Here is a 22101-nt window from a genome sequence, read left to right as displayed (position 1 = left end):
AGGGACCAAGAAGTGAAAAATAATTGGATAATGAAACAAACGTGGAAAGATTTACTGTTTATTCATTGGCCTGTAGATCCGGCATTTTTGGCTTCTTTATTGCCGAGTCAGTTAGAGCCTGACACCTATAATGGTCAAGCGTGGATTGCGCTTGTGCCTTTTACGATGACAGACATTCGATTCAAAGGAACGCCTGCCGTGCCCATCTTTTCACGGCTATATGAGCTAAATGTGCGTACCTATGTTACATATAAAGGGGAAAAAGGCGTTTATTTTTTTAGTTTAGACGCAAGCAATCCACTAGGAGTATGGATTGCTCGTCAGTTTTTTCACTTGCCTTATTACCACGCTGCTATGACATTCAACAAAACTCAGAACTATATTTCTTTTCAGTCAGTTCGAACGCACAGAGACTCAAAAAAAGAGCGAGTAAAGCTTACATATAGAGGTACTTCTCCGTCCTATCACAGTAAAAAAGGAGAATTAGCTCATTGGCTTACAGAGCGCTATTGCTTATTTACCACTCATCAAGGAAATGTCTACAGAGGAGACCTTTATCATGATCCTTGGGAGCTGCAAAAAGGAGAGTGTGAAATAAGAGATGATTCTATCACTCAGCCTTTTTTGCGTCCCGCGGACTATCATAATTTAACTGTACACTACGCAAAGAAAGTAACTGCTTATTTTTACCCGTTTAAGAAAGTATAGGCATCAAAACAAAATTAAAAAATCTTCATAGCCTTCTTCTTTAAGCTTCTCTTTTGGAATAAAGCGAAGAGCCGCAGAATTTACTTGATAGTATTCGCTGTTTTCTTCTGTTAAAAGTAAACCAAGATAGTTATCTCCTTCTTTGCTTTTTAGCGCTGTTGAATGCTGAGCCGGCACTTTTTTTATGTTTCCGTATAAGATAGGACGCTTAAAAATGGGCCAGCCTGTATGAGAAGGAAGCTGATCTGACGTTTTGAACAGTGCTTCTCCAGTTAGAAGGTCAACGTAAATTCCTTTTTTTTTGTTATTCCAATATAAATTTGTAAAAGGGGGTTCGGTTCCGTTTTCCTGCGTAACAAAATATTGCATAGGCGTTAGGAACTTTTTAAGGTAAGAGCGGTCCTTGGGCCAATGCTGCGTCAGAAAATCAGTTCGCCCCGAGCCTTCTTTGTATAATTTATAGTGAAATGCATTTTTTCGATAATAATCCTGCTGCTGTTCTTCTGCTTCGTAAAAAGAAGAAAAAGGTAAAATAGGTGTGACGATAGGGTTCTTAAAACGTCTGCTTTGGGCGAGCTTTCTTTTAGAATCGAGAGCCACTTCTTTTTGCTTTTCGTTATGATAAAAAATAATGGCTCGATACGATGGTCCGCGGTCTGAAAACTGTCCGGCGGAATCCGTAGGGTCAATTTGCTGCCAATACAGGTTAAGCAGCTCTTCAAACGTAATTTGAGAAGGATCCCATACAATTTGCACGGCCTCTACGTACTCGCTTTCCTGTTTAGCTTCAGAAGCGATTTGTTCATCTCTAGCGTAGCCCGAGCGGATACTAATGATTCCTGTAAGCTGATCAAAAGGAGCGACCATGCACCAAAAGCATCCTCCTGCAAACGTTGCATATTCTTTCATGTTACTTTCCTCTTTTCGTTGAATAAAATAAATGAAAATATATTTATATATTAAAATGTATAAACAAACAGAAAGCGCTTTATAACGAGTCTTGTAAGAAAGCACACTCTTATGGTATTATGACCACTGGATAAAAGAAAGATGGCTTATTGTTTACGCGAGTATCCTTATTTTATGTTCTTAAAAAGATGCAGTTTATTGTTTAAGTACTCATAGAAATACATACGTTGGAGCAGTAAGAGGAACAATTAAAAAATAAGGACGTTTTGCTCTTAAACGATACCACATTCCAGAATCTACATACCAGTTTAGGAGGAGCTAGTTTGAACACAACCCGTTTACCATCTATGTGGGAAATAATGATTGTGCTTGCTTTATTTTTAGCTGTTGTTATTTCGTTTGCAACTGTTTTTGATTTACCTATTCAGCTCGCTTTATTTATTTCATGGTTTATTGTTATGGCGCTAGGAGTACGACTTGGATATACGTATAATCAGCTGCAAGGGGCCATTACAAGAGGAATATCAAACGGCTTAGAAGCTATTTTAATTTTATTAGCCGTCGGTACGTTAATTGGAACATGGATTGCCGGAGGAGTTGTTCCTTCTCTCATTTATTTTGGATTAGAGTTTATTAATCCAACATTCTTTTTACTTGCTACACTTATCATTTGCTCTATTACCTCGATTTCAACAGGAACATCTTGGGGAACGGTTGGTACAGCCGGAATCGCGATGATGGGAATCGGACAAGGCTTAGGTATGCCGCTTCCTTTAGTAGCTGGAGCCGTGATTTCAGGAGCTTATTTTGGAGACAAGCTTTCTCCTCTTTCTGATAGTACCATTTTATCTGCGTCAATGGCCCGAGTGAACGTTATCGATCACGTAAAAGCAATGTTAGTATTGGATATTCCTGCTTATCTCATTACGGCAGTATTATTTACGGTAACAGGGTTTATGTATGGGGGAAAAGATTTTGATGCTGGACGGGTAGAAGAATTAAAATCTTCGCTGTTGGATACATTTCACATCAGCGGGTGGATGCTGATTCCGGCTTTGGCTGTCATTGTCCTTTTAGCATTAAAGAAACCTTCTCTTCCAGCAATTGCGGTTGGTTCATTATTAGGAATTATATGGGCAGTTGTCTTTCAACATATGGATGTGGCGAGCGCATTTAATACGGCTTATGAAGGATTTAAAATTAATACCGACAACACATTTTTAAGTGAGCTATTAAATCGTGGCGGAATTTTAAGCATGGTCGGTTCTATTATTGTCATTATTTTTGGACTAGGATTTGGCGGGTTATTAGATGAGCTCGGCGTCTTAGAAGTCCTGCTATCTAAATTTGAAAAAATTCTTGTCAATTCAGGAAACGTTACGGCTTCTACTATTTTCGTTGGATTATTAGGAAATATATTTGGTTGTGCGATGTATGTTTCATTAATTTTAACACCGAAAATTATGGAGAAAAGTTACGATAAGTTAAGAATACAGCGTCTAGTGCTTGCCCGTAACTCAGAAGTAGGGGGAACCTTAACTTCTGGAATGGTTCCGTGGACGGATAACGGTGTATTTCTAGCTACAACGCTTGGGATCTCTACATTCGCTTATCTGCCGTTTATGTGGCTCAGTTTTGTCTCTATTATTTTGGCGATTGTTTACGGATATACAGGGAAATTCATTTGGTACGTAAAAGAAGAAAAACAGCGTTCTGCTATAGCAAAATAAAAGAGGCTGGGACAAAAGAGTTTTAGTTGAAGAAAAATCCGAACGATGAATTGAGATTCTTAATGAAGAATCAACTTCGTTCGGATTTTTTCATTGGTATGATAAACGTAGGTTTCATGTATTTCGTTTCTTCTAGCTGTTGATCGAATTGATTTAGTTATGTCTCGAGTTCTTTTTGATCAAATCATTTCTGGGTATTCGATTTTCCAGTGAACATTTTGAAGATAAAGCTGAACATCGGCCTTTTTTTTCTGCTGCAGAAGTTTTAGAATATGGCGGTGATGTTCATTCATTACGCGTAAAATGGCGTATAGCTCTTTGGTGTCATCGCTAAAGTACGTTTGTCTGATGAATCCGTCTTGTAAAGACATAAGCTGTTCTTTTAAGGTCACATTATCGCATCGGTTCAAATATACTCGATGAAAATACGTTTGATATTTTTGATAATCCTGATAATTTTCTGATTCAATCGAAACATCGATTTTTTTAATAAGCTCATCCATCTTCGTAAAATCTTCTTCAGTTAAGTGATCAATCGACAAGGCAGCTGCCAGACCATCTAAAGCACCGACGATTTCAAATACTTCTAGTTTTTTTTGTGTATCAATTTCCTTTACAGTAAACCCTCTGCGCGGTCTGTATTCTAATAGGTTGTCTGAAGCTAATTTAATAAGCGCTTCTCTTACAGGCGTTCGGCTGACATTCAGCTGAGAACAAATACTGGCTTCATTTATTTTGTCGTTAGGCAGCAGTGTACCTTCTTGAATTTGACTTGCTATGTAGTTATATACATGATCTTTTAATGAATGATAAATCATAGGCCCCTTGTTCATTGTTTCCCCCTAAAATAAATATCGCATCAGCTGTTCTTTCTCTTCATGTCATGGTGATGAAAGAGTATAAAAATAGCAAGAAAGAACGTACAGGTGTAAAAATAATCATATCATATCACTTCATTTAATCTTAGTTAGAATATAAAAAAATAGAATTATTGAAATATTTTTTACTATTCATTGTTGTAAAAAATCTGAAAAATGATATAATCGTAAAAAGATTTAAGAAGTGTATATTGTATACAATATACAAAATTCGTACATATCGAAGAAATAGAGCCTATTCCTGAAGAGAAGAGACTATAGAGAATATGTAAAAAAACCAAGTTTTTGGATGGGTTTACTATAAAAAAGGAGGTACATAATGGGTGAGAATACAACATCTATGAATCAGTTACAAAGAAAAATGAAAAGCCGTCATTTATTTATGATTTCCCTTGGCGGTGTTATCGGTACGGGGTTGTTTCTTAATTCTGGCTATACAATTAATGCAGCAGGTCCTGGGGGAACGCTCCTTGCTTATTTAATCGGTGGATTAATTATGTATTTAGTCATGATATGTCTAGGGGAACTAAGCGTAGCAATGCCTGTGTCAGGATCATTTCAAGTATACGCTACAAAGTTTATAGGGCCGGGAACTGGTTTTGCGGTGGGCTGGCTCTACTGGCTGACTTGGGTAGTATCTGTCGGTTCGGAGTTTACAGCGTCTGGGCTGCTTATGCAAAGATGGTTTCCTGACGTTTCGGTTTGGATATGGAGCGCGCTGTTTGCTCTTTTATTATTTGGTTTAAATGCAACATCTGTACGTTTTTTCGGCGAAACAGAATTTTGGTTTTCAAGTATTAAAGTATTAACGATTATTGTATTTATTATTTTAGGCGCAGCAGCGATGTTTGGATTCATTCCACTTAGCGGTCATGAAAAAGCGCCGATGCTTTCTCATTTTACAGGAGAGGGCGGTTTATTTCCAAATGGACTTATGCCTGTATTAATTACGATGGTTTCCGTGAGTTTTGCTTTTTCAGGAACAGAATTAATTGGTATTACGGCGGGAGAAACAGAAGATCCAGAAAAGAACATACCTCGAGCCATTAAAAATATCATTTGGCGTACATTCTTCTTCTTTATTGGCGCCATGTTTGTACTATCTGGGTTGATCTCATGGAAACAAGCAGGAGTGTTAGAAAGTCCTTTTGTGACGGTGTTTGATCAAATAGGTATTCCTTATGCAGCAGATATTATGAACTTGGTTATTTTAACAGCTTTACTATCAAACGCTAATGCAGGCTTATATGCATGCTCGAGAATGCTCTGGTCATTATCCGATCAAAAAATGGTTAGCAGCTGGTTAGGGAAAGTAACGTCTAAAGGAGTTCCATTTAATTCGTTGCTTATCAGCATGGGAGTGGCTTGTCTGTCCTTGCTGTCAAGCGTGGTTGCACCAACTACTGTTTACTTAGTATTAGTTTCTATTTCTGGATTTGCGGTGGTAGCTGTATGGATGGCTATTGCAGCTTCTCATTTTATGTTCAGAAGACGCTATATTAAAGAAGGAAATGATGTATCAAAGCTTGTTTACAAAGCTCCTTTATATCCTCTCGTTCCTATCTTAGCATTCGTTTTATGCTTTGCTGCTTGTGTAGGACTTGCTTTTGATAAGAGTCAGCGTATCGCATTATACTGCGGTATCCCGTTTGTCCTTTTTTGTTATCTGTTTTATTATTTAAAAAGTAAAAAAGAAAACGGAAAAGATGACAGTCAGCCTATAGCAAAATAAAAAGCAGAAGACCTAGGTCTTCTGCTTTTTTTTGCAATACAAAAACACCCTATCCATCCGTACTGGTTAAGTGTCCCGCAACAAGCGAAATTGAATTGGATAGGGTGCGTATCTATATAGTAGAGAAAGAGGCGCCATTTGTCAAACTTATTTAGCGGCGCCTTATTTAAAAATAGAAAAAAGAAAAGTTTTCACTGTTTTTTCATTTTCACTATGTATAGTAAGGGATGTAAAGAAAAGATATTCGCAGCAGCACGTCGTACAAATCCATAGAACGTAAAAGAAAGGAGGAAGTCAAATGGCTAAGCGGGATGCGTATTTTGATAACGTGAAATTTATCTTAATTGTACTGGTAGTGTTTGGCCATTTGTTAACTCCCTTCATTAATGATGAACAGTGGTTACGAACACTCTACATATTTATTTATACTTTTCATATGCCAGCGTTTATTTTAATAAGTGGATATTTTGCAAAGGGATACCGAAAGAAAGGATATATGTGGAAGATGGCGAAGAAAGTATTACTTCCTTATATTATCTTTCAACTTATCTATGCGGTATATGATTATAAACTGTATGATGAATCGTCATTTGAAGTTTCAGTATTTCAGCCAGCTTGGTCACTGTGGTTTTTACTAAGTTTGTTTTGTTGGAATGCGATGCTGTTCATTTTTACAAAGATCAAATATCCTTTAGCCGTCGCGGCAGTTTTAGGAATTATGATTGGCTTATGTGAACCGCTAGAAACAACGTTAAGTCTTTCTAGAACATTTGTATTCTTCCCCTTCTTCTTAGCAGGGTTTTATATGAAAAAAGAACATTTTAAAAAGTTGACGTCTGTTTCTTGTAAGAAAATAGCTGGAGGCACATTGCTCATTATTGCTCTGTGGATCCAGTACGTAGCACCGGATTTTGAGAAAGAGTGGCTATTTGGTTCAAAATCTTATGCCTCCTTAGGTGTAAATCAAGTAGAGGGAATGATCATTCGTACACTATTTTATAGCATCAGCTTAGCGATGACGGTTTCCTTTTTAGCTTTGATCCCTACACAGACGATGTCTTTTACATCTCGAGGTGCTCAAACCTTTTATGTGTATTTGCTACATGGATTTCTGATTAAATATATTCGCTTATCTTCTTTTGGAGACTGGATAGAAAGTGTACAAGGATACAGCATTCTTTTGATTGGAGCTTGTGGAGTGGCGTGGCTGTTGTCGAGTAAATACGTATCTACGATTGCAAGGCCTTTAATTGAGCTTAAACCGTTACCAACGCGCAAAAGTTTAAGTTTAGGTAAGTAATGAGAAATGGAAAAGGAGTTTAATGATGTCTAAAAACAAAATAATTATGATTATCGCAGCCGTTGTCATTATTGCTGCAGTAGCTATTGGTGCCGTAGCAATGAATAAATCAAAGGTAGTTGCTACCGTTGGTGATGAAAAAATCACAAAAGATCAGCTGTATGATGCTCTTCTTGCTCAAGGAGGATCAAGCGTCCTTGATTCACTAATCGAACAAAAAGTCATTTCAAAAGAAGCAGCTAAACAAAATATTAAAGTAACCGATAAAGAAATTAATGCTGAATTAGAAAACCTTAAAAGTCAGTACGGTGGAGAAGATGCACTAAATCAAGCATTAGCATCTAGCGGTGTAAAATTGTCAGAGCTGAAAAAAGATTTAAAGACGAATATTGAAGCAAAAAAAATGGTCGAGTCGACTATTAATATTAAAGATAGTGAAATGAAATCGTACTTTAATCAAAATAAAAATTCACTAGCTACAGAAGCACAGGTAAAAGCTAGTCATATCTTAGTAGCAGACGAAAAAACAGCAAAAGAAGTAAAGGAAAAGCTTGATAAAGGAGAAGATTTTGCAAAGCTAGCAAAAGAATATTCAACGGATACAGCTTCTAAATCAGATGGCGGAAACCTTGGATACTTCAAAAAAGGCGATATGGTCGAAGCTTTTGCCAACAAAGCATTTTCAATGAAGGTAAATGAAGTAAGTGATCCTGTTAAAACAGAATACGGTTACCATATTATTAAAGTAACAGGCAAAAAAGAAGCGCAAAAAGCAACATATGAAAACAGCAAAGCAAAAATCAAGCAAACGCTGCTTGATCAAAAATACCAAACAGAGTATCCAACATGGTTACAAAAGCTAAAGAAAAAGTATGATATTACAAACAAACTTGATTCATAAATAATACCTTAACGAAATGAGGGGATGGATATGAAACAAACAGCGTCTTATAGCAAATTAGAAAAAATCGTCGAACAATTGAAGCACAGAGGTGTACGAGCTGAAATATGCCGGCGTGTTGTAAAGGTCACAGAAACTGTTAATGGATCAAATCCTTCATATTCAAATCAAATCGTTAGTCATTCATAAAAGTACAAAAGACGCGAACGGCTGAACAGCAGTTTGCTCTCGTTCTTAATACAGGTAGGGAAAATTAAAATGAAAAGAGATCAGTAGAGGCAGCTTGTTTCTGCTGATTCTTTTTGTATAATAAAGTAAACAAAAGGATGCAGGGAAATGTATCAAACGAAGGAAGGAGTTACGCAGAATGAACGTACTGCTAGCAGAAGATGATTTGCAGCTAGGTGAATTAGTTAGTTATATGCTGAAGAAAAAAGGAGGCTATAACGTCGAATGGGTGACGGAAGGGAATGATGCATATGACTATGCATCTGAAGCACATTATGATGTGTTAATTCTTGACTGGATGATGCCCAATGGAGACGGAATCGATGTATGTAAACGTCTAAGAAAAGAAGGATACGCCGGGGCCATTCTTATGTTAACAGCAAAAGATGCGGTTCAAGATCGTATACAAGGCTTAGATGCGGGAGCGGATGATTACGTTATTAAGCCATTTGAAATTGATGAGCTGCTTGCAAGGCTTCGCGCTTTGGCTCGTCGTAATTATGCACCAATTTTAGAAGAAGAAGTAGAGATTGCCAGCATGATATTAAAAAGAGCAAGTCAAACCGTGCAGTTTGACGAGGAGTTTATTCAATTAAGTCCTCGTGAATTTCAACTGCTAGATTTTTTAGTAAAAAACAAAGGACAAGTTCTTTCTCGAGATATTATTTTAGACCGGGTATGGGGATATGAATCAGATGTTTCCATTAAAACGATTGATGCGACGGTTAAACTTTTGCGGAAAAAACTAGAGAAATTCAACAAACAGGATCTTATTCAAAGCATTCGCGGAGTAGGCTACAAAATTGAAAGCTAAACTCCTTACAAGAGCTAAACAGAAAGTAAAACAAAAAGTAAAGCAAGATTTATTCAGCCAGACGCAAAATCGTTTAACATTCCGATACAGCGCATTGCTAATGCTGTTTCTGCTTTTATTCGTATTTATTGTTTATGCATTGGTGTATGTGGTTGTATCCAATAGTCAGCAGCAAAACTTAAATAGCATGTTAAAACAAGAGTCTCGAATTGTCCAAAGCATCTTAATTAAACAAGCGATAAACAGCTCGAATCAGCAGTCAAAAGAAGAGTACAAAAACATTGTCGTAGCCGGTGAAGATCAGTTTTTTTATTATGTCATCAGTCCTGAAGGGGATCTTATTATGGGAAACGAAGCGAGTGAGCGGCTTCGCTCTAACTTGTTAGATTTAATTGATGGGTGGATCCCTATTGAAAATGAAGTGAGGAAAGAACGAATAAAAGCTCCCCGTCCTAGTTTTGAACACATTGAAGGAGTAAAAGGGCAAAACGGGGAAGGCAGAATAGATATTGATTTGATGATGGCGGGTGAACCTATTTTTTATAAAGGTCAATTTTTAGGGATGCTTTATATTGGAAAAGACGTTTCATTTCTTTATCAGCTGTTAAAGTGGCTCCTTATTATTATGTTAAGCCTTACCGTCCTGTTTGTAGGAGTAGCCATTTATATCAGCCGCTTAATGTCAAAACGTGCCATGGTCCCAATTGAAACAGCTTTCCAAAAGCAAAAAGAGTTTGTGGCGGATGCATCCCATGAGTTAAGAACGCCGCTTAGCGTTATGCTTTCTTCTATCAACGCTTTAGAAATGCAGGAGGAAGTAACAGAAGATCCTTTTTCTAAAAAATTAATCAATAATATGAAAGCTGAAGTGAAGCGCATGACGAGTCTCGTCAGTGATTTGCTTACGCTTGCACGCTCAGACTCTAATAAAGTAGAAAAAGCAATGATGCCCTTTGATATTACAGACGCGGTGCAAAAGGTAATGGAATCCGTTGAAACCCTAGCGGTTTCTAAACATATTGATTTGCAGCTGGATACACCGGAAAAATTAGTGGTAACTGGAGATCAAGAGCGTCTAACTCAGCTGATTTACATTTTGTTAGATAATGCGATTAAATATACGACTCCTCATGGCAGTGTAAACATTCAAGTAGTTCAGCACGGGAGTGAATGTATATTAAAAGTACGTGATACGGGCGTTGGGATCCATCCAGATGAAAAGGATCGAATCTTTGACCGCTTTTATCGTGCTGACAAATCGCGTTCCCGTCAAATGGGAGGTCACGGGCTAGGCCTAGCAATCGCTAAATGGATCGTAGAAACACATAAAGGCAAAATTGATGTAGAAAGTGAACAAGAAAAAGGAAGTACATTTACAGTAAGGTTGCCAATGTCACAAAAAGTAAAAAAGAGTTAAAAGAGACTGTGACAAAATTAGTTGAAGGAAGATCCGAACAAGTTTGATTCTTGATGGAGAATCAAACTCGTTCGGATTTTTTTATGGTTAGAGTGGAGGTAGGTTTCATTTATCCAATTTGTTCGTCCGTTGATTTAGTTATGTCTCCATCTCTTTTCAGTTAGTGAAAGTGACCAAATGAAAAAGAAAAGTTTAGACAAAATGGCGAATGAAAAAATCGGATAATTCAGTTATATTAACTGACGTAATAATCAGTCTGTGTGTCAGGGTTCTTTACAATGATAAAGACTTTTTAAAGGAAACAGTGCATGATAGAACAATAGCAGACTACTTCGTTTAACAAAAAGATGAAGTAAGTAAAGGGGAGTTTGATAATATGTACGATTTAATTATTCGGGATGGTTCGGTCGTATTAGAAGACGAAATAGTAAAAGCGGACATAGGTGTTAAAAAAGGAAAGATTGCAGAAATAGCGCAAGGTGTTAGCATACCAGCAAAAAAATACGTAGATGCTAAAGGCAAATATGTTCTGCCTGGAATGATTGATATTCATGTGCATTTTGATGAACCGAGCCGAGACCATTGGGAAGGGTTTGACTACGGTTCAGCATCTATGGCCGCAGGAGGCTGCACTACATATTTTGATATGCCTTTAAACGGCGTTCCTCCTACCGTAACAGAAGCAGCGCTGTGGGAAAAGAAAAAGCTGGCTGATCAAAAGTCAGTAGTAGATTACGGTCTATGGGGAGGGTTGGTTCCTGGTAATAAAGAAGAATTAGCCAAAATGGCTCATTCGGGTGTAATAGGTTTTAAAGCATTTATGTCAGAAGCAGGTTCTGAATTTGATTTCTCAGATGACCTCACATTATACGAAGGAATGAAAGAGATTGCAAAACTAAATAAAGTGCTTGCCCTGCATGCTGAAAGAAATGACTTAATACAAAAGCTTGAACAGGCTAAACAGAAGCAAAAGCAAACGGCTATTAAAGATTATTTAGAAACGAGACCGGTTGTAGCAGAAGTAAACGCAGTAAAGCAAGCGCTTGAGTACGGTGAAGAAACGGGATGTCCGCTTCACTTTGTACACATTAGCAGCTATGAAGCAGTGCAGCTTATTACGGAAGCAAAGAAGAATGGAATGAACGTTACGCTGGAAACTTGTCCGCATTATTTACTTTTTACAGAGGAAGACTTTGAAGAAATTGGCGTAACGGCTAAGTGTGCACCTCCTCTTCGCAGCAGGAGTCAAAAAGAAAAATTATGGGCATGTATTCAATCAGAAGAAGTAGATATGATTTCTTCGGATCATTCTCCTTGCCCGATTGAGTTAAAAACAGCTCATCAGAATGATTTATTTAAAGTTTGGGGTGGAATATCAGGCGGTCAGTACTCTTTGCAAGCAATGATTAGTGAAGGAGCGATCACTAGAGGGATTTCTCTTTCTCACATTTCAAAGCTTGTATCAACCAATCCAGCTAAACGATTCGGCTTATATCCCAAAAAAGGAAGCATTTTGCTAGGAGCCGATGCGGATTTGGTTATCGTTGATCTGGATCAAACTGAAAAAGTGACAAAAGAAGGAATGGTTTTCAAACATAAGCACAGTATATATGAAGGAACGGTATTTAATAGCGTTATTTTAACTACCATTAATAGAGGAACGATTGTATACACTAAAGAAGAAGGTGTGTTTCCTCTTCACAAAGGACAAATGGTAAATGGTGAATACGTAAAATTGTAGGCACAGTAAAAAAGAGATGAAAAATAAACCTTTTATCTCTTTTTTTACATAAAAAAATGAGGATGACTTATATTAAAAGTATTACATAGGTGAAAAAAGAGTATCTACTATAACAAAAGAGACATTTTTAAAGAAGGTTTTATTATTTTAAAAAAGTATATTTTTGATTGAGGGAAGCATAATTTAAAAAGAATAAAGCTTCTTTTTAAATATAAAGAAAAATTTCCCAAAAAGAAAAATATTATCTGGTTGTATGAAAAGTAGATAATCAGATGCTTTATAATCAAGGGTTTTGTATAAAAAAATTTTCAAAAAGATATTTTAAGAAAGGAAATCTTGATTTAAAGCTTTTTATAGGTGCAATTTTATAATGAAAAACCGTATATTATGCACTCATTGTAAAATTCTGATATTGACAGAATCATTTTATAAGAATAAAATTTTCTTGTTTCTATTTTTTTATATCATCATAATTTTTTGACAGTTTTGTCTATGGTGGTTTACGGTTGAAAGAGAGGTTAAGGAATATGTCGGTAGAGAGAGAAAAAGTGTATGAAACAGTTCCTCAAAAAGGATTCTTCGGACATCCTAAAGGTTTATTTACCTTGTTCTTTACAGAATTCTGGGAGCGTTTTTCATACTATGGAATGCGTGCGCTACTTGTATTGTACATGTACGATACAATTGCAAACGGTGGATTAGGAATGGAACAAGGAACCGCTTTAGCGATCTTTTCTATTTATGGTTCTCTTGTTTATATGTCTGGAATTATTGGCGGTTGGATTGCAGACCGCATTTTAGGTACGTCTAATACGGTGTTTTACGGCGGTATATTTATTATGCTCGGACATCTAGTGCTTGCATTGCCAGCAGGTGTAACAGCGCTGTTTATTTCAATGTTCTTGATTATCATTGGAACAGGTTTATTAAAACCAAACGTTTCAAGCGTTGTGGGCGATATGTATAGCCCGACTGATAACCGTCGAGATGCTGGATTTAGTATCTTCTACATGGGTGTAAATGCAGGGGCATTTATCGCACCGCTAGTTGTTTCAACAGTAGGTGAAAAATATAATTATCACTTAGGTTTTGGAATCGCAGCAGTAGGAATGCTTTTAGGTCTAATTGTATTTATGGCTACACGAGGTAAAACCTTAGGTCGTGCAGGCAGACAAGTTCCAAACCCTTTAAAACCAGAAGAACGCAAAAAAGTTTTTGGTACTATTGCACTTGCTGTAGTTGTACTTGCTATCTTTATTGTACTGACTTCTTTAGCAGGTATTTTAACAGTTGAAGGCGTTATTTTATTTGTAAGTATTTTAGCGATTGTTATTCCTATTATTTACTTTGTGGTTATGTATAAGAGTCCCAAGACAACAGCTGATGAGCGTTCACGCGTATTAGCTTATATCCCTCTTTTTGTTTCTGGAGTAATGTTCTGGGCAATTCAAGAGCAGGGGTCAACAATTTTAGCAACGTATGCAAAAGATCATACACAGCTAACGTATGGCGGCTTTAAAATTCCAGTTGGCTGGTTCCAATCGTTAAATCCGTTATTCATTATTATATTTGCTCCAGTTTTTGCAGCAATTTGGGTGAAATTAGGAAACAGACAGCCTTCTACACCAAAGAAATTTTCATTAGGACTTTTATTTGCAGGGCTTTCTTTCCTTGTCATGGTTATCCCGGCTAGTATTCATGGAAATGAAACGTTAGCGAGCCCGCTATGGCTAGTGTTAAGCTTCTTCTTAGTTGTAGTTGGAGAGCTTTGTTTATCACCAGTAGGATTATCAACTACAACAAAACTAGCACCTGCAGCGTTTTCGGCTCAGACAATGAGTTTATGGTTCTTAACAAGCGCAGCGGCGCAGGCAATCAATGCTCAGCTTGTTCAATACTATGAAAACATTTCGCAAGTTGTTTATTTTGCTGCACTGGGCGGAGTATCGGTCATTTTAGGTGTAATTGTACTAATGATTTCGCCAAAAATTCAGCGTTTAATGAAAGGTGTTCAATAAAAAAAACCGTCCTTAAGGGCGGTTTTTTTTATGATTTATTTGAAAAAATATTCATGAAGGAGGCGTATGTCTGATCGTCCTCACCCTCATAGAACGCAAGATTTAAAAGTCTGTTAAGTTCGTTTGTTGATTTTTCAGTTTCTGCAATAATTTGATGCATATGAGCAATCTTAGACATGGATCCGTTGCCATAAGCATTTTTAATTTGATTTAATGTTAAATGGAGCGATAAGACCTCTCGGCGAAGAGCTTGTCTTAATTCAGAGGAAGCAGGGATAAAAAAGCGTTTATAAAAATAACTGGCTTCTTCAAACACCAATTCTCCATTCTCTAGCTCTTTAGACGCAATTTCTTTAATCTCTTGATCGTCTAATCGACTGGCCGCTTCTTCGATAAGAAATCCAAAAATAATAGCTGTATCTGGTTTTAACATATAATAACCTCCATTATTATAAAAAAGAACTATGTAGTTTATATGTATAGATAGAAAGGAAAGAATATTCATAGTAATTCACTAATCAGCATAGACAAAAAAATAAAAAATATTCTTTTATAGGCAAACTAAAATTATTTCAAAATAAATTTTTTATAATTAAACATTTTTTCCATATTAAAGGATTGTTTTGACTTTCCAAAAGAGATGAATAGAATAAAGAAGGTTCTTAGTACCTATATAAAAAGAAAATTGATAAAAGATATTAAATTCAGAAATTTCTACCTCTTTATAACTAAAAAATTGCTCTACTAAAATAGTTGACAGCAGAAATAGATAGGCATAAAATATACTATTGTCAAATGAATTAGCAATCTATTCATAAAAAGTTAACGGACATTTGAATAATATGAGTAATATCCATATAAGGTATCAATTACTTAAATCTAACCAACTTGTATGCTTGTCATACAAGTCTACAGAAAGGAAGATAGTCGTATGCGCAACGTATTTTTTACAGATAATGAAACAATTGAAACGACTTTACGTGGGAAAGAAATTTTAGGAGCTCCAATGTTAAACAAAGGAGTAGCTTTTACAAAAGAAGAGCGTAAAACGTTAGGATTAGAAGGTTTACTTCCTCCAATGACTTTAAGTTTAGATGAGCAGGCAAAACGTGCATATGAGCAATTTTTAGCTCAGGCAGATAACCTTGGTAAGAATGTGTATTTAAACGATTTACAGAACCGTAATGCTGTATTATTTTATCGTTTATTGCAAGATCACTTAAAAGAAATGCTTCCGGTTGTTTATACACCAACAGTTGGACAAGCAATCCAAGAATACAGCCACGAATATCGCCGTCCGGGTGGCGTATACTTGTCAATCGATAATGTAGAAGGCATTGAAGAAGCTCTTAAAAATATCGATGCAAATAGTGAAGACATTGATTTAATGGTTATTACAGATTCAGAAAGTATTTTAGGAATTGGTGACTGGGGCGTTGGTGGTATTAATATTGCTATCGGTAAATTAGCCGTGTACACAGCTGCAGCAGGAATCGATCCAAGCAGAGTACTTCCAGTTGTTCTTGATGTAGGAACAAACAATGAAAAATTATTAAATGATCCTTTATATATCGGAAACCGCCATGAACGTATCCGCGGTGAGCGCTATGATCATTTCGTAGATCAATTTATTTCAAAATCTCTTGAAATATTCCCTAATGCACTGTTACACTGGGAAGATTTCGGTAATGTAAATGCTCGTAATATTATTAACAAGTACGGAAAAGAAATTCTAACGTTTAATGATGATATTCAAGGCACAGGTGCCGTAACGCTTGCCGCTATTTTCTCAGCAGTTCAAGTGTCTAAAATGCCACTTCGTGACCACCGTGTTTTAATCTTTGGACCAGGTACAGCAGGTATCGGTATTGCAGATCAAGTACGTGATGCAATGGTATTAGACGGGATCACAGAAGATGAAGCATACAAAAACTTCTGGGCAGTCGATTTCCGAGGCCTTTTAACAGATGACATGGACGACTTATTAGGTTTCCAAACGCCTTATGCACGAAAAGCAGAAGAAGTGAAGGACTGGAACCGTGAAGAAGACAAAATTTCTCTTTTAGAAGTTGTCAGACAAGTTAAGCCAACAATCTTAATTGGTACGTCTGGTGTAGCAGGCGCATTCTCAGAAGAAATCGTAAAAGAAATGGCGAAGCATGTAGAACGCCCAGCTATTTTACCAATGTCAAATCCAACTCCGCTTGCGGAAGCTACTCCTGAAAACCTATTAAATTGGACAGAAGGAAAAGCACTTGTAGCGACTGGAAGTCCGTTTGAACCAGTTAACTACGACGGTGTGGAATATGAAATTGGTCAATCTAATAATGCTTTTGTTTTCCCTGGTCTTGGTCTTGGATCAATCGTGGTAAAAGCAGAAGTTATTACAGACAGCATGTTCGCAGCATGTGCACACGCTGTAGCTCAAATGGTAGACAGCAGCAAACCAGGAGCTTCATTACTACCACGCGTAGAAGAATTACGTGAAGTATCATATAACGTTGCTTTAGCGGTTGCTAACGCAGCAATTAAAGATGGCGTTGCAAAAGAAGTTCCAACAGATGTAAAAGCGGCAGTAAAAGCAGCAATGTGGGAACCAACATACAAAGAAATTAAAGCTTTAGAAACAGTAAATGCTTAATTTTTAGATAGAAAAAGCACAGCTTCTGAAAAAAGAAGCTGTGCTTTTTTTAGTTACAAAAATAATTCTTAAGTTACATAACGTATATAGTTTTTTTAAACTTGTGTATGATTCTCTATATTAGAACTACAGGGGGTTATGAGATGAATACAGCACGTAAATTGGAAACGTTTACTCAAGATTCACAGCCTGAAAATAAGGGTTTTTGGAACCGAATCAACAATATTAAAGTAGGAGTTATTCCTCTACCGCTATACGTTTTACTTGCATTAATTGTATATGGCGCGGCCGTTTACAACGAACTTCCTCCAGATATGATTGGCGGATTTGCGATTATTATGGTAATGGGAATGCTGCTTGGTGATTTAGGATTAAAAATTCCGATTTTAAAAGATATTGGCGGACCAGCTATTTTATCACTGCTTGTACCTTCCGTATTAGTTTTTTATAATGTTTTAAATCCCGCGTCTATGGAAGCGGTAACAACTTTGATGAAAACATCAAACTTTTTATACCTTTATATTTCTTGTTTAGTAGCCGGAAGTATTCTGGGCATGAACCGTAAAGTTTTAATTCAAGGCTTTACACGTATGTTCGTACCGCTTGTGTTAGGTACGCTAGCCGCTGTAGCTGCAGGCGTAGCCGTTGGGATGTTATTTGGTTACGGAGCAAAACATACATTTTTCTATATTGTTGTACCAATCATTGGAGGAGGAATTGGTGAAGGTATTTTACCGCTTTCACTTGCTTATTCTCAAATTTTAGGTAGTTCAGCAGAATCTTTTGTGTCGCAAATGATTCCAGCTGCTGTTATTGGAAACATCGTTGCTATTGTATGTGCTGGCTTAATGAAACGTCTAGGAGAGAAAAAGCCTGAATTAACAGGTAATGGAGTTCTTGTGAAGACAAAAGGCGGAGATGGCATCTCAGAAGATACAAATATCAAGAAACCAGTAGATTTTTCGTTAATGGGCGCAGGTCTTTTAATTGCATGTAGTTTCTTTATTTTCGGAGGCTTAGCACATAAGTTTTTAGGAATTCCAGGTCCAGTTTTAATGATCGTAGCGGCAACGCTAGTCAAATGTTTACAAGTAATGCCTGCTAAGATGGAGCAAGGTGCTTACCATATGTACAAATTCATTTCTACGAGCTTGACATGGCCGTTAATGGTAGGCCTAGGAATTTTGTATATTCCTCTTGAAGATGTAGTGAAAATTGTGACACCAGGTTATGTAGTCGTATGTGCAGCAGTTGTTATGGCTATGGTAGCAACCGGTTATTTTGTAGGTAAAATGATGAAAATGCATCCGGTGGATGCAGCAATTGTAACCGGCTGTCACAGCGGTTTAGGAGGTACGGGAGACGTAGCGATTTTATCAGCTTCCAACCGTATGTCACTTATGCCATTTGCTCAAGTAGCAACAAGACTTGGAGGCGCTTCCACTGTTATTTTAGCTACGCTTCTTATGAAACTTTTAGGAGTATAAAATCAAAACAAAAAAGCAGCTCGGTTCGTACGAGCTGCTTTTTTTGTCTTATGAAACACTAACAGGTTTTAAGATGAATTCTTCCACAACTTTTGCCACACCGCCGTTCATGTTTGTATCTGTTACGTGGTTGGCTTTTTCTTTAATATCTTCAGGAGCATTTCCCATTGCTACGCCAAGTCCAGCAAATTCAATCATGGCAAGATCATTATAACTGTCGCCAATAGCAATCACTTCATCGCGTGTAATGCCAAGCTGCTGAATTAATAAATGTAAGCTTGTCCCTTTTGTGACACCTTCTTCTGTGAATTCAAGGAAGTATGGTTTAGAGCGCATTACGCTTAGCTCTCCTTGAAGTTGCTTTTGAAGTTTCTTTTCAACGTGAACCAGCATTTCCGGTTCTGCCAGCATGAGTACTTTTACAACAGGTTCTGTAACGGCATCAGTAAAAGATGAAACAACACGGATCGGCAGACCTGTAATGTCACTTTCAATATCCGTAAACTTATTTTCTACTTCTGTTATAATTTCATCTCCAACGTACGTATGAATTAAAACTCCTTCTTCGCGGCTAATATCGTCGAGACGTGCAACGGTTCTCGGAGATAATGTGCTGCTAAATAGCTCTTCATTTGTTAAGCAATTAATAATTTTCGCCCCGTTAAACGATAAAATAAAGCTTCCGTACTTTTCTAACTCCAGTTCTTTGGCGATGTGAACCATTCCGTAAGTTGGTCGGCCGGAAGCAAGTACAACTTTTACTCCCGATTCTTGCGCCTTCATTAATGCTTCTTTCGTGCGCGGAGAAATAGTGTGATCATCGCATAATAGTGTATCATCCAAATCTAAAACAATCATTTTGTAAGGCATAATTTTAAATTCCCTTCTTCTACTAGACTCATATCTTCATATGGTACTATAAAAAAACGTTTGATTCAATTTAATGATTTTTTGAAAACAAGAAGCATGCGTATACTTTGTTTGAACGCCTCGTAAGTAGATGAAACAAAGAACTTGAGACATAGCTAAAACAGCCCAATCAATAGCTAAAAGCAATTAAACACATGAAAGCTACGTTTACCATGACAACGAAAAAATACGAAGTAATAATCAATCATTTTGATTATTACTTCGTATTTTACTTCGACTAAAATTCTTTTATTTCAGCCTCTTGATTAGTAAGCTGCTAGAGTTTGATTCGTTTTCTGAGCATCTCCTTCACTGAAAGCTTCTTTTAAGAGCGTATAAGACCGCTTTTTTTGTTCAAAATCTTGAAGAGCAGTAAGAATAATAAATTCATCAATAGAAAATGCCTGTTTCAAAGCTTGGAGCTTTTGACGAACGGTTTCTTTTGTACCGTGTATGACGTTTGCTTCTTTTTCTTCAATTCGATAGCTTTCTTTAGACTGCTGACCAAATTCTTCCGCTTTTTCTTTGGAGCCTAATGTAGCGGATTTCCCATTTTGTAAGTATACTTTAAATATTTTTGTGCTGGATGCTAATGCTTTTGCTTCTTCTACGGTATCCGCTACGATGACGGAAAGGGCAACGACAAGCGAGCGTGCATGGGATGAAACGTGCTGATTATAGACGGAAATCGCTTCTTCTAGCACTTTTTGATCACCATTAATGAATTGAGCAAATACATAAGGAAGATTTAGAGATGCCGCTAGCTCTGCGCTTGAAGCACTTGCTCCCAGTAAAAACATATCTGCTGCTTTTTGGGGCCTTGGATAGGCTTTTAAACCGTAAAGAGGGTGATCTTCCGGCAGCGTATCGTTTAGGTATTGTTTAAGTTCTATCAGTTTGTCTGTTAAGGACTTAGTGGGCTGAGAGTTTTGTTGCAAGGCTTGAGTAGAATGAGGTAGTCCTCCTGGTGCTCTGCCGATTCCAAGATCGATGCGATTTGGAGATAATGAGGCTAAAACGTTAAAATTTTCTGCTACTTTATAAGGGCTGTAGTGTTGAAGCATAACACCGCCTGAGCCGATACGGATATGATGTGTTTTGGCGAGCAGGTGAGAAATTAACACTTCGGGTGATGATCCTACAACATGTTCAGAGTCATGATGCTCCGCTACCCAAAAACGGTGGTAGCCAAGTTCTTCTGCTAGCTGAGCTAATTGAATGGTATGCTGAAATGCATCTTCAGCACGCTCACCTTCATAACGCGGGCTTTGATCTAAAATACTTAATTTCACTGAAAACACTCCTTAAAGTTGATAAAAAAGGTAAGAATAATTGGGATTAATTTTAGCAAAGGATTTTCCAGATGAAAAGAGTTTTTTTAAAGAAAAATATTTTTTGAAAAATAAGTTGACTTTGCCATTTTGAGGCTATATAGTTGAATCATCAAATAGAAAAGCCGATAAAACAACTTGGATAAATAAGAATTGAGTGAGTATGTTTCAAAGACACTTCACTTCATTCTCCGGTTTTATCAAAAAAACAGTTAAAGCTGATTGGTCTACCAAAGGCTCCTGAGGAAACTCTAGGAGCCTTTTTGCTGTAAAAAGGAGGGGGAAAAGGTGAGCGATGTATGTATTTTATATAACGGAAGCTCTCATAATTATCAACAAATAGCCTCAGTGAAAGATGAGCTAGAAGCTTGCTTAACCTCAAAAGGAGTGCACGCCGAAGCTATCTCGTATCATGATGTACACGCTTTGAAGCAGGAAGCGCAGAAAGAAGTAAAGGCATTTATTTCGAAAATGAACCAAGCTAAAAGCATTGTCGTTCTGTTATCGGGAGTAAATGAAACATACGTAGAATCTTTTGAACGGCTAACAAAAATATTGCCAGAAGATTTATTGTATAAAAAAATACTTCTGCCAATTCTTATTGGTGAAAATGTGAATTCTTTACTAAAAGCTAAGTATGATTTAAAACTTTTAGCGTCTTTTTTAGGTAGACCTTACTGGCTCAGCAGTCTTTTTCTACTGCATGAATACGTCTCTTTTACAGGTATTAACAATGCGAATGCCAAAAGTCGTTTAAAGGAAGCGGTGGATGAGCTGATTTACAAAGGTAATCTATCCCTTCAAACATTTATAAAATGAGGTGAAGAAAATGAGTGAATTATTTCGATTAGCTACCGTAGAAGATGCTGAAGAACTGTTGGATTTAACGCTTCGAGCATATGAGCCGATTCGAAAGCTAGGAATTAAATTTCCTGCTGCGACGGCAACGATTCAACTTGTAAAAGAAAACATTCAAAACAGCCGCTGCTACGTGCTGGAAAGTGATGGAAAAATAGTAGCTACGATTACAGCAAGAACGTATAAAGAAATAACGAACTGGCCTTTCTTATGGTGGTTTGCGGTAGATCCTTTGCTTAAAAAGAAAGGAGTAGGTTCTAAACTCTTAACGTGGGTTGAAGAAACGGTTATTCGAGATCACATGGGGGCTCCTGCTGTTACATTAGCTACTTCTGATCGACACCCATGGCTGATTCCTATGTATGAAAGAAAAGGGTATGAACGCTTTTTTGAAGTCGATCAAGGAGAAGAAGGAAAAGGCGTATTCTTAAGGAAGATCTTACATCCCGAAAGATATGAGTTAGAAAAACACAAGGAGTTACAACAAGCTAATTAATCA

19 protein-coding genes are annotated in these 22101 nt (G+C 37.1%); 14 read left to right on the top strand and 5 right to left on the bottom strand.

Going from position 1 to position 22101, the window contains the following annotated elements; translation table 11 throughout:
- Positions 1–12: 12 nt before the first annotated feature.
- The gene (locus SCI76_RS04220) at positions 13–708 is read left to right on the top strand and encodes a YqjF family protein (protein WP_063247280.1); all 696 of its coding nucleotides are present in this window, start codon (positions 13–15) and stop codon (positions 706–708) included.
- 3 nt (positions 709–711) lie between these two features.
- Here SCI76_RS04220 and msrA read toward each other — a convergent pair whose 3' ends face one another.
- Positions 712–1617 (bottom strand): peptide-methionine (S)-S-oxide reductase MsrA, encoded by a 906-nt coding sequence (gene msrA / locus SCI76_RS04215; RefSeq protein WP_407545065.1) that lies wholly within the window; start codon positions 1615–1617, stop codon positions 712–714.
- A gap of 323 nt (positions 1618–1940) precedes the next feature.
- Between msrA and nhaC the strand changes: the two genes are divergently transcribed.
- Positions 1941–3347, top strand: a complete 1407-nt coding sequence (gene nhaC / locus SCI76_RS04210) for a Na+/H+ antiporter NhaC (protein WP_028413606.1) — start codon at positions 1941–1943, stop codon at positions 3345–3347.
- 179 nt (positions 3348–3526) lie between these two features.
- Here the strand turns inward: nhaC and SCI76_RS04205 are convergent, their stop codons facing one another.
- Positions 3527–4180: a GntR family transcriptional regulator gene (locus SCI76_RS04205; RefSeq protein ID WP_048021259.1), complete on the bottom strand. Its 654-nt coding sequence runs from the start codon at positions 4178–4180 to the stop codon at positions 3527–3529.
- 364 nt (positions 4181–4544) lie between these two features.
- Here SCI76_RS04205 and SCI76_RS04200 point away from each other — a divergent pair, with 364 nt between their 5' ends.
- The 8 genes from SCI76_RS04200 (at position 4545) to SCI76_RS04165 (ending at position 14376) form a co-directional block, all read left to right on the top strand.
- On the top strand, positions 4545–5957 hold the full coding sequence (locus SCI76_RS04200; protein ID WP_034269273.1) for an amino acid permease: 1413 nt from the start codon (positions 4545–4547) through the stop codon (positions 5955–5957).
- Positions 5958–6255: 298 nt separating this feature from the next.
- Entirely contained in the window at positions 6256–7257 is a 1002-nt protein-coding gene (locus SCI76_RS04195) for an acyltransferase family protein (RefSeq protein WP_033578795.1), read from the top strand.
- A gap of 25 nt (positions 7258–7282) precedes the next feature.
- Positions 7283–8158, top strand: a complete 876-nt coding sequence (locus SCI76_RS04190; RefSeq protein ID WP_407545064.1) for a peptidylprolyl isomerase — start codon at positions 7283–7285, stop codon at positions 8156–8158.
- Between the two features lie 30 nt (positions 8159–8188).
- Positions 8189–8347 (top strand): hypothetical protein, encoded by a 159-nt coding sequence (locus SCI76_RS04185; RefSeq protein ID WP_155017217.1) that lies wholly within the window; start codon positions 8189–8191, stop codon positions 8345–8347.
- A gap of 178 nt (positions 8348–8525) precedes the next feature.
- Positions 8526–9200, top strand: a complete 675-nt coding sequence (locus SCI76_RS04180; RefSeq protein WP_028413601.1) for a response regulator transcription factor — start codon at positions 8526–8528, stop codon at positions 9198–9200.
- Positions 9190–10617, top strand: a complete 1428-nt coding sequence (locus SCI76_RS04175) for a cell wall metabolism sensor histidine kinase WalK (protein ID WP_063247283.1) — start codon at positions 9190–9192, stop codon at positions 10615–10617. The genes SCI76_RS04180 and SCI76_RS04175 overlap by 11 nt, the downstream gene beginning before the upstream one ends.
- A 376-nt stretch (positions 10618–10993) precedes the next feature.
- A complete protein-coding gene (locus tag SCI76_RS04170) occupies positions 10994–12358 on the top strand; it encodes an allantoinase (RefSeq protein ID WP_063247284.1) in 1365 nt (454 codons plus the stop codon).
- 527 nt (positions 12359–12885) lie between these two features.
- Entirely contained in the window at positions 12886–14376 is a 1491-nt protein-coding gene (locus SCI76_RS04165) for a peptide MFS transporter (RefSeq protein ID WP_048021250.1), read from the top strand.
- 28 nt (positions 14377–14404) lie between these two features.
- Here the strand turns inward: SCI76_RS04165 and SCI76_RS04160 are convergent, their stop codons facing one another.
- Positions 14405–14809: a hypothetical protein gene (locus SCI76_RS04160; protein WP_048021248.1), complete on the bottom strand. Its 405-nt coding sequence runs from the start codon at positions 14807–14809 to the stop codon at positions 14405–14407.
- Between the two features lie 498 nt (positions 14810–15307).
- Between SCI76_RS04160 and SCI76_RS04155 the strand changes: the two genes are divergently transcribed.
- Positions 15308–17017 (top strand): NAD-dependent malic enzyme, encoded by a 1710-nt coding sequence (locus SCI76_RS04155; RefSeq protein WP_034269256.1) that lies wholly within the window; start codon positions 15308–15310, stop codon positions 17015–17017.
- 143 nt (positions 17018–17160) lie between these two features.
- The gene (locus tag SCI76_RS04150) at positions 17161–18504 is read left to right on the top strand and encodes a 2-hydroxycarboxylate transporter family protein (protein ID WP_028413595.1); all 1344 of its coding nucleotides are present in this window, start codon (positions 17161–17163) and stop codon (positions 18502–18504) included.
- Positions 18505–18552: 48 nt separating this feature from the next.
- On the opposite strand, the gene SCI76_RS04145 is transcribed toward SCI76_RS04150, so the two are convergent.
- Positions 18553–19374 carry a Cof-type HAD-IIB family hydrolase gene (locus tag SCI76_RS04145; protein WP_407545063.1) on the bottom strand — a complete coding sequence of 274 codons (822 nt, stop codon included), beginning with the start codon at positions 19372–19374 and terminating at the stop codon, positions 18553–18555.
- Between the two features lie 305 nt (positions 19375–19679).
- Entirely contained in the window at positions 19680–20705 is a 1026-nt protein-coding gene (locus tag SCI76_RS04140) for an LLM class flavin-dependent oxidoreductase (protein ID WP_255900613.1), read from the bottom strand.
- Between the two features lie 327 nt (positions 20706–21032).
- Here SCI76_RS04140 and SCI76_RS04135 point away from each other — a divergent pair, with 327 nt between their 5' ends.
- Positions 21033–21563 carry a hypothetical protein gene (locus tag SCI76_RS04135; RefSeq protein ID WP_028413593.1) on the top strand — a complete coding sequence of 177 codons (531 nt, stop codon included), beginning with the start codon at positions 21033–21035 and terminating at the stop codon, positions 21561–21563.
- Between the two features lie 10 nt (positions 21564–21573).
- Positions 21574–22098, top strand: coding sequence for a GNAT family N-acetyltransferase (locus SCI76_RS04130; protein WP_255900615.1), 525 nt, complete (start codon positions 21574–21576; stop codon positions 22096–22098).
- The last annotated feature ends 3 nt before the right edge of the window (positions 22099–22101 follow it).

Origin of the sequence: Priestia sp. HNGD-A6, from assembly GCF_045784335.1 — a bacterium.
GTDB classification, from domain to species: domain Bacteria; phylum Bacillota; class Bacilli; order Bacillales; family Bacillaceae_H; genus Priestia; species Priestia zanthoxyli.
The sequence above is the reverse complement of the archived record's forward strand: the minus strand, read 5'-3'. Positions and strand labels throughout refer to the sequence as shown.

What these genes read in the sequence shown, in the direction of transcription:
- msrA (WP_407545065.1), bottom strand. Translation starts at nt 1,617, where the DNA reads ATGAAAGAATATGCAACGTTTGCAGGAGGATGCTTTTGGTGCATGGTC.
- SCI76_RS04205 (WP_048021259.1), bottom strand. Translation starts at nt 4,180, where the DNA reads ATGAACAAGGGGCCTATGATTTATCATTCATTAAAAGATCATGTATAT.
- SCI76_RS04200 (WP_034269273.1), top strand. Translation starts at nt 4,545, where the DNA reads ATGGGTGAGAATACAACATCTATGAATCAGTTACAAAGAAAAATGAAA.
- SCI76_RS04195 (WP_033578795.1), top strand. Translation starts at nt 6,256, where the DNA reads ATGGCTAAGCGGGATGCGTATTTTGATAACGTGAAATTTATCTTAATT.
- SCI76_RS04190 (WP_407545064.1), top strand. Translation starts at nt 7,283, where the DNA reads ATGTCTAAAAACAAAATAATTATGATTATCGCAGCCGTTGTCATTATT.
- SCI76_RS04185 (WP_155017217.1), top strand. Translation starts at nt 8,189, where the DNA reads ATGAAACAAACAGCGTCTTATAGCAAATTAGAAAAAATCGTCGAACAA.
- SCI76_RS04180 (WP_028413601.1), top strand. Translation starts at nt 8,526, where the DNA reads ATGAACGTACTGCTAGCAGAAGATGATTTGCAGCTAGGTGAATTAGTT.
- SCI76_RS04170 (WP_063247284.1), top strand. Translation starts at nt 10,994, where the DNA reads ATGTACGATTTAATTATTCGGGATGGTTCGGTCGTATTAGAAGACGAA.
- SCI76_RS04165 (WP_048021250.1), top strand. Translation starts at nt 12,886, where the DNA reads ATGTCGGTAGAGAGAGAAAAAGTGTATGAAACAGTTCCTCAAAAAGGA.
- SCI76_RS04160 (WP_048021248.1), bottom strand. Translation starts at nt 14,809, where the DNA reads ATGTTAAAACCAGATACAGCTATTATTTTTGGATTTCTTATCGAAGAA.
- SCI76_RS04155 (WP_034269256.1), top strand. Translation starts at nt 15,308, where the DNA reads ATGCGCAACGTATTTTTTACAGATAATGAAACAATTGAAACGACTTTA.
- SCI76_RS04150 (WP_028413595.1), top strand. Translation starts at nt 17,161, where the DNA reads ATGAATACAGCACGTAAATTGGAAACGTTTACTCAAGATTCACAGCCT.
- SCI76_RS04145 (WP_407545063.1), bottom strand. Translation starts at nt 19,374, where the DNA reads ATGCCTTACAAAATGATTGTTTTAGATTTGGATGATACACTATTATGC.
- SCI76_RS04130 (WP_255900615.1), top strand. Translation starts at nt 21,574, where the DNA reads ATGAGTGAATTATTTCGATTAGCTACCGTAGAAGATGCTGAAGAACTG.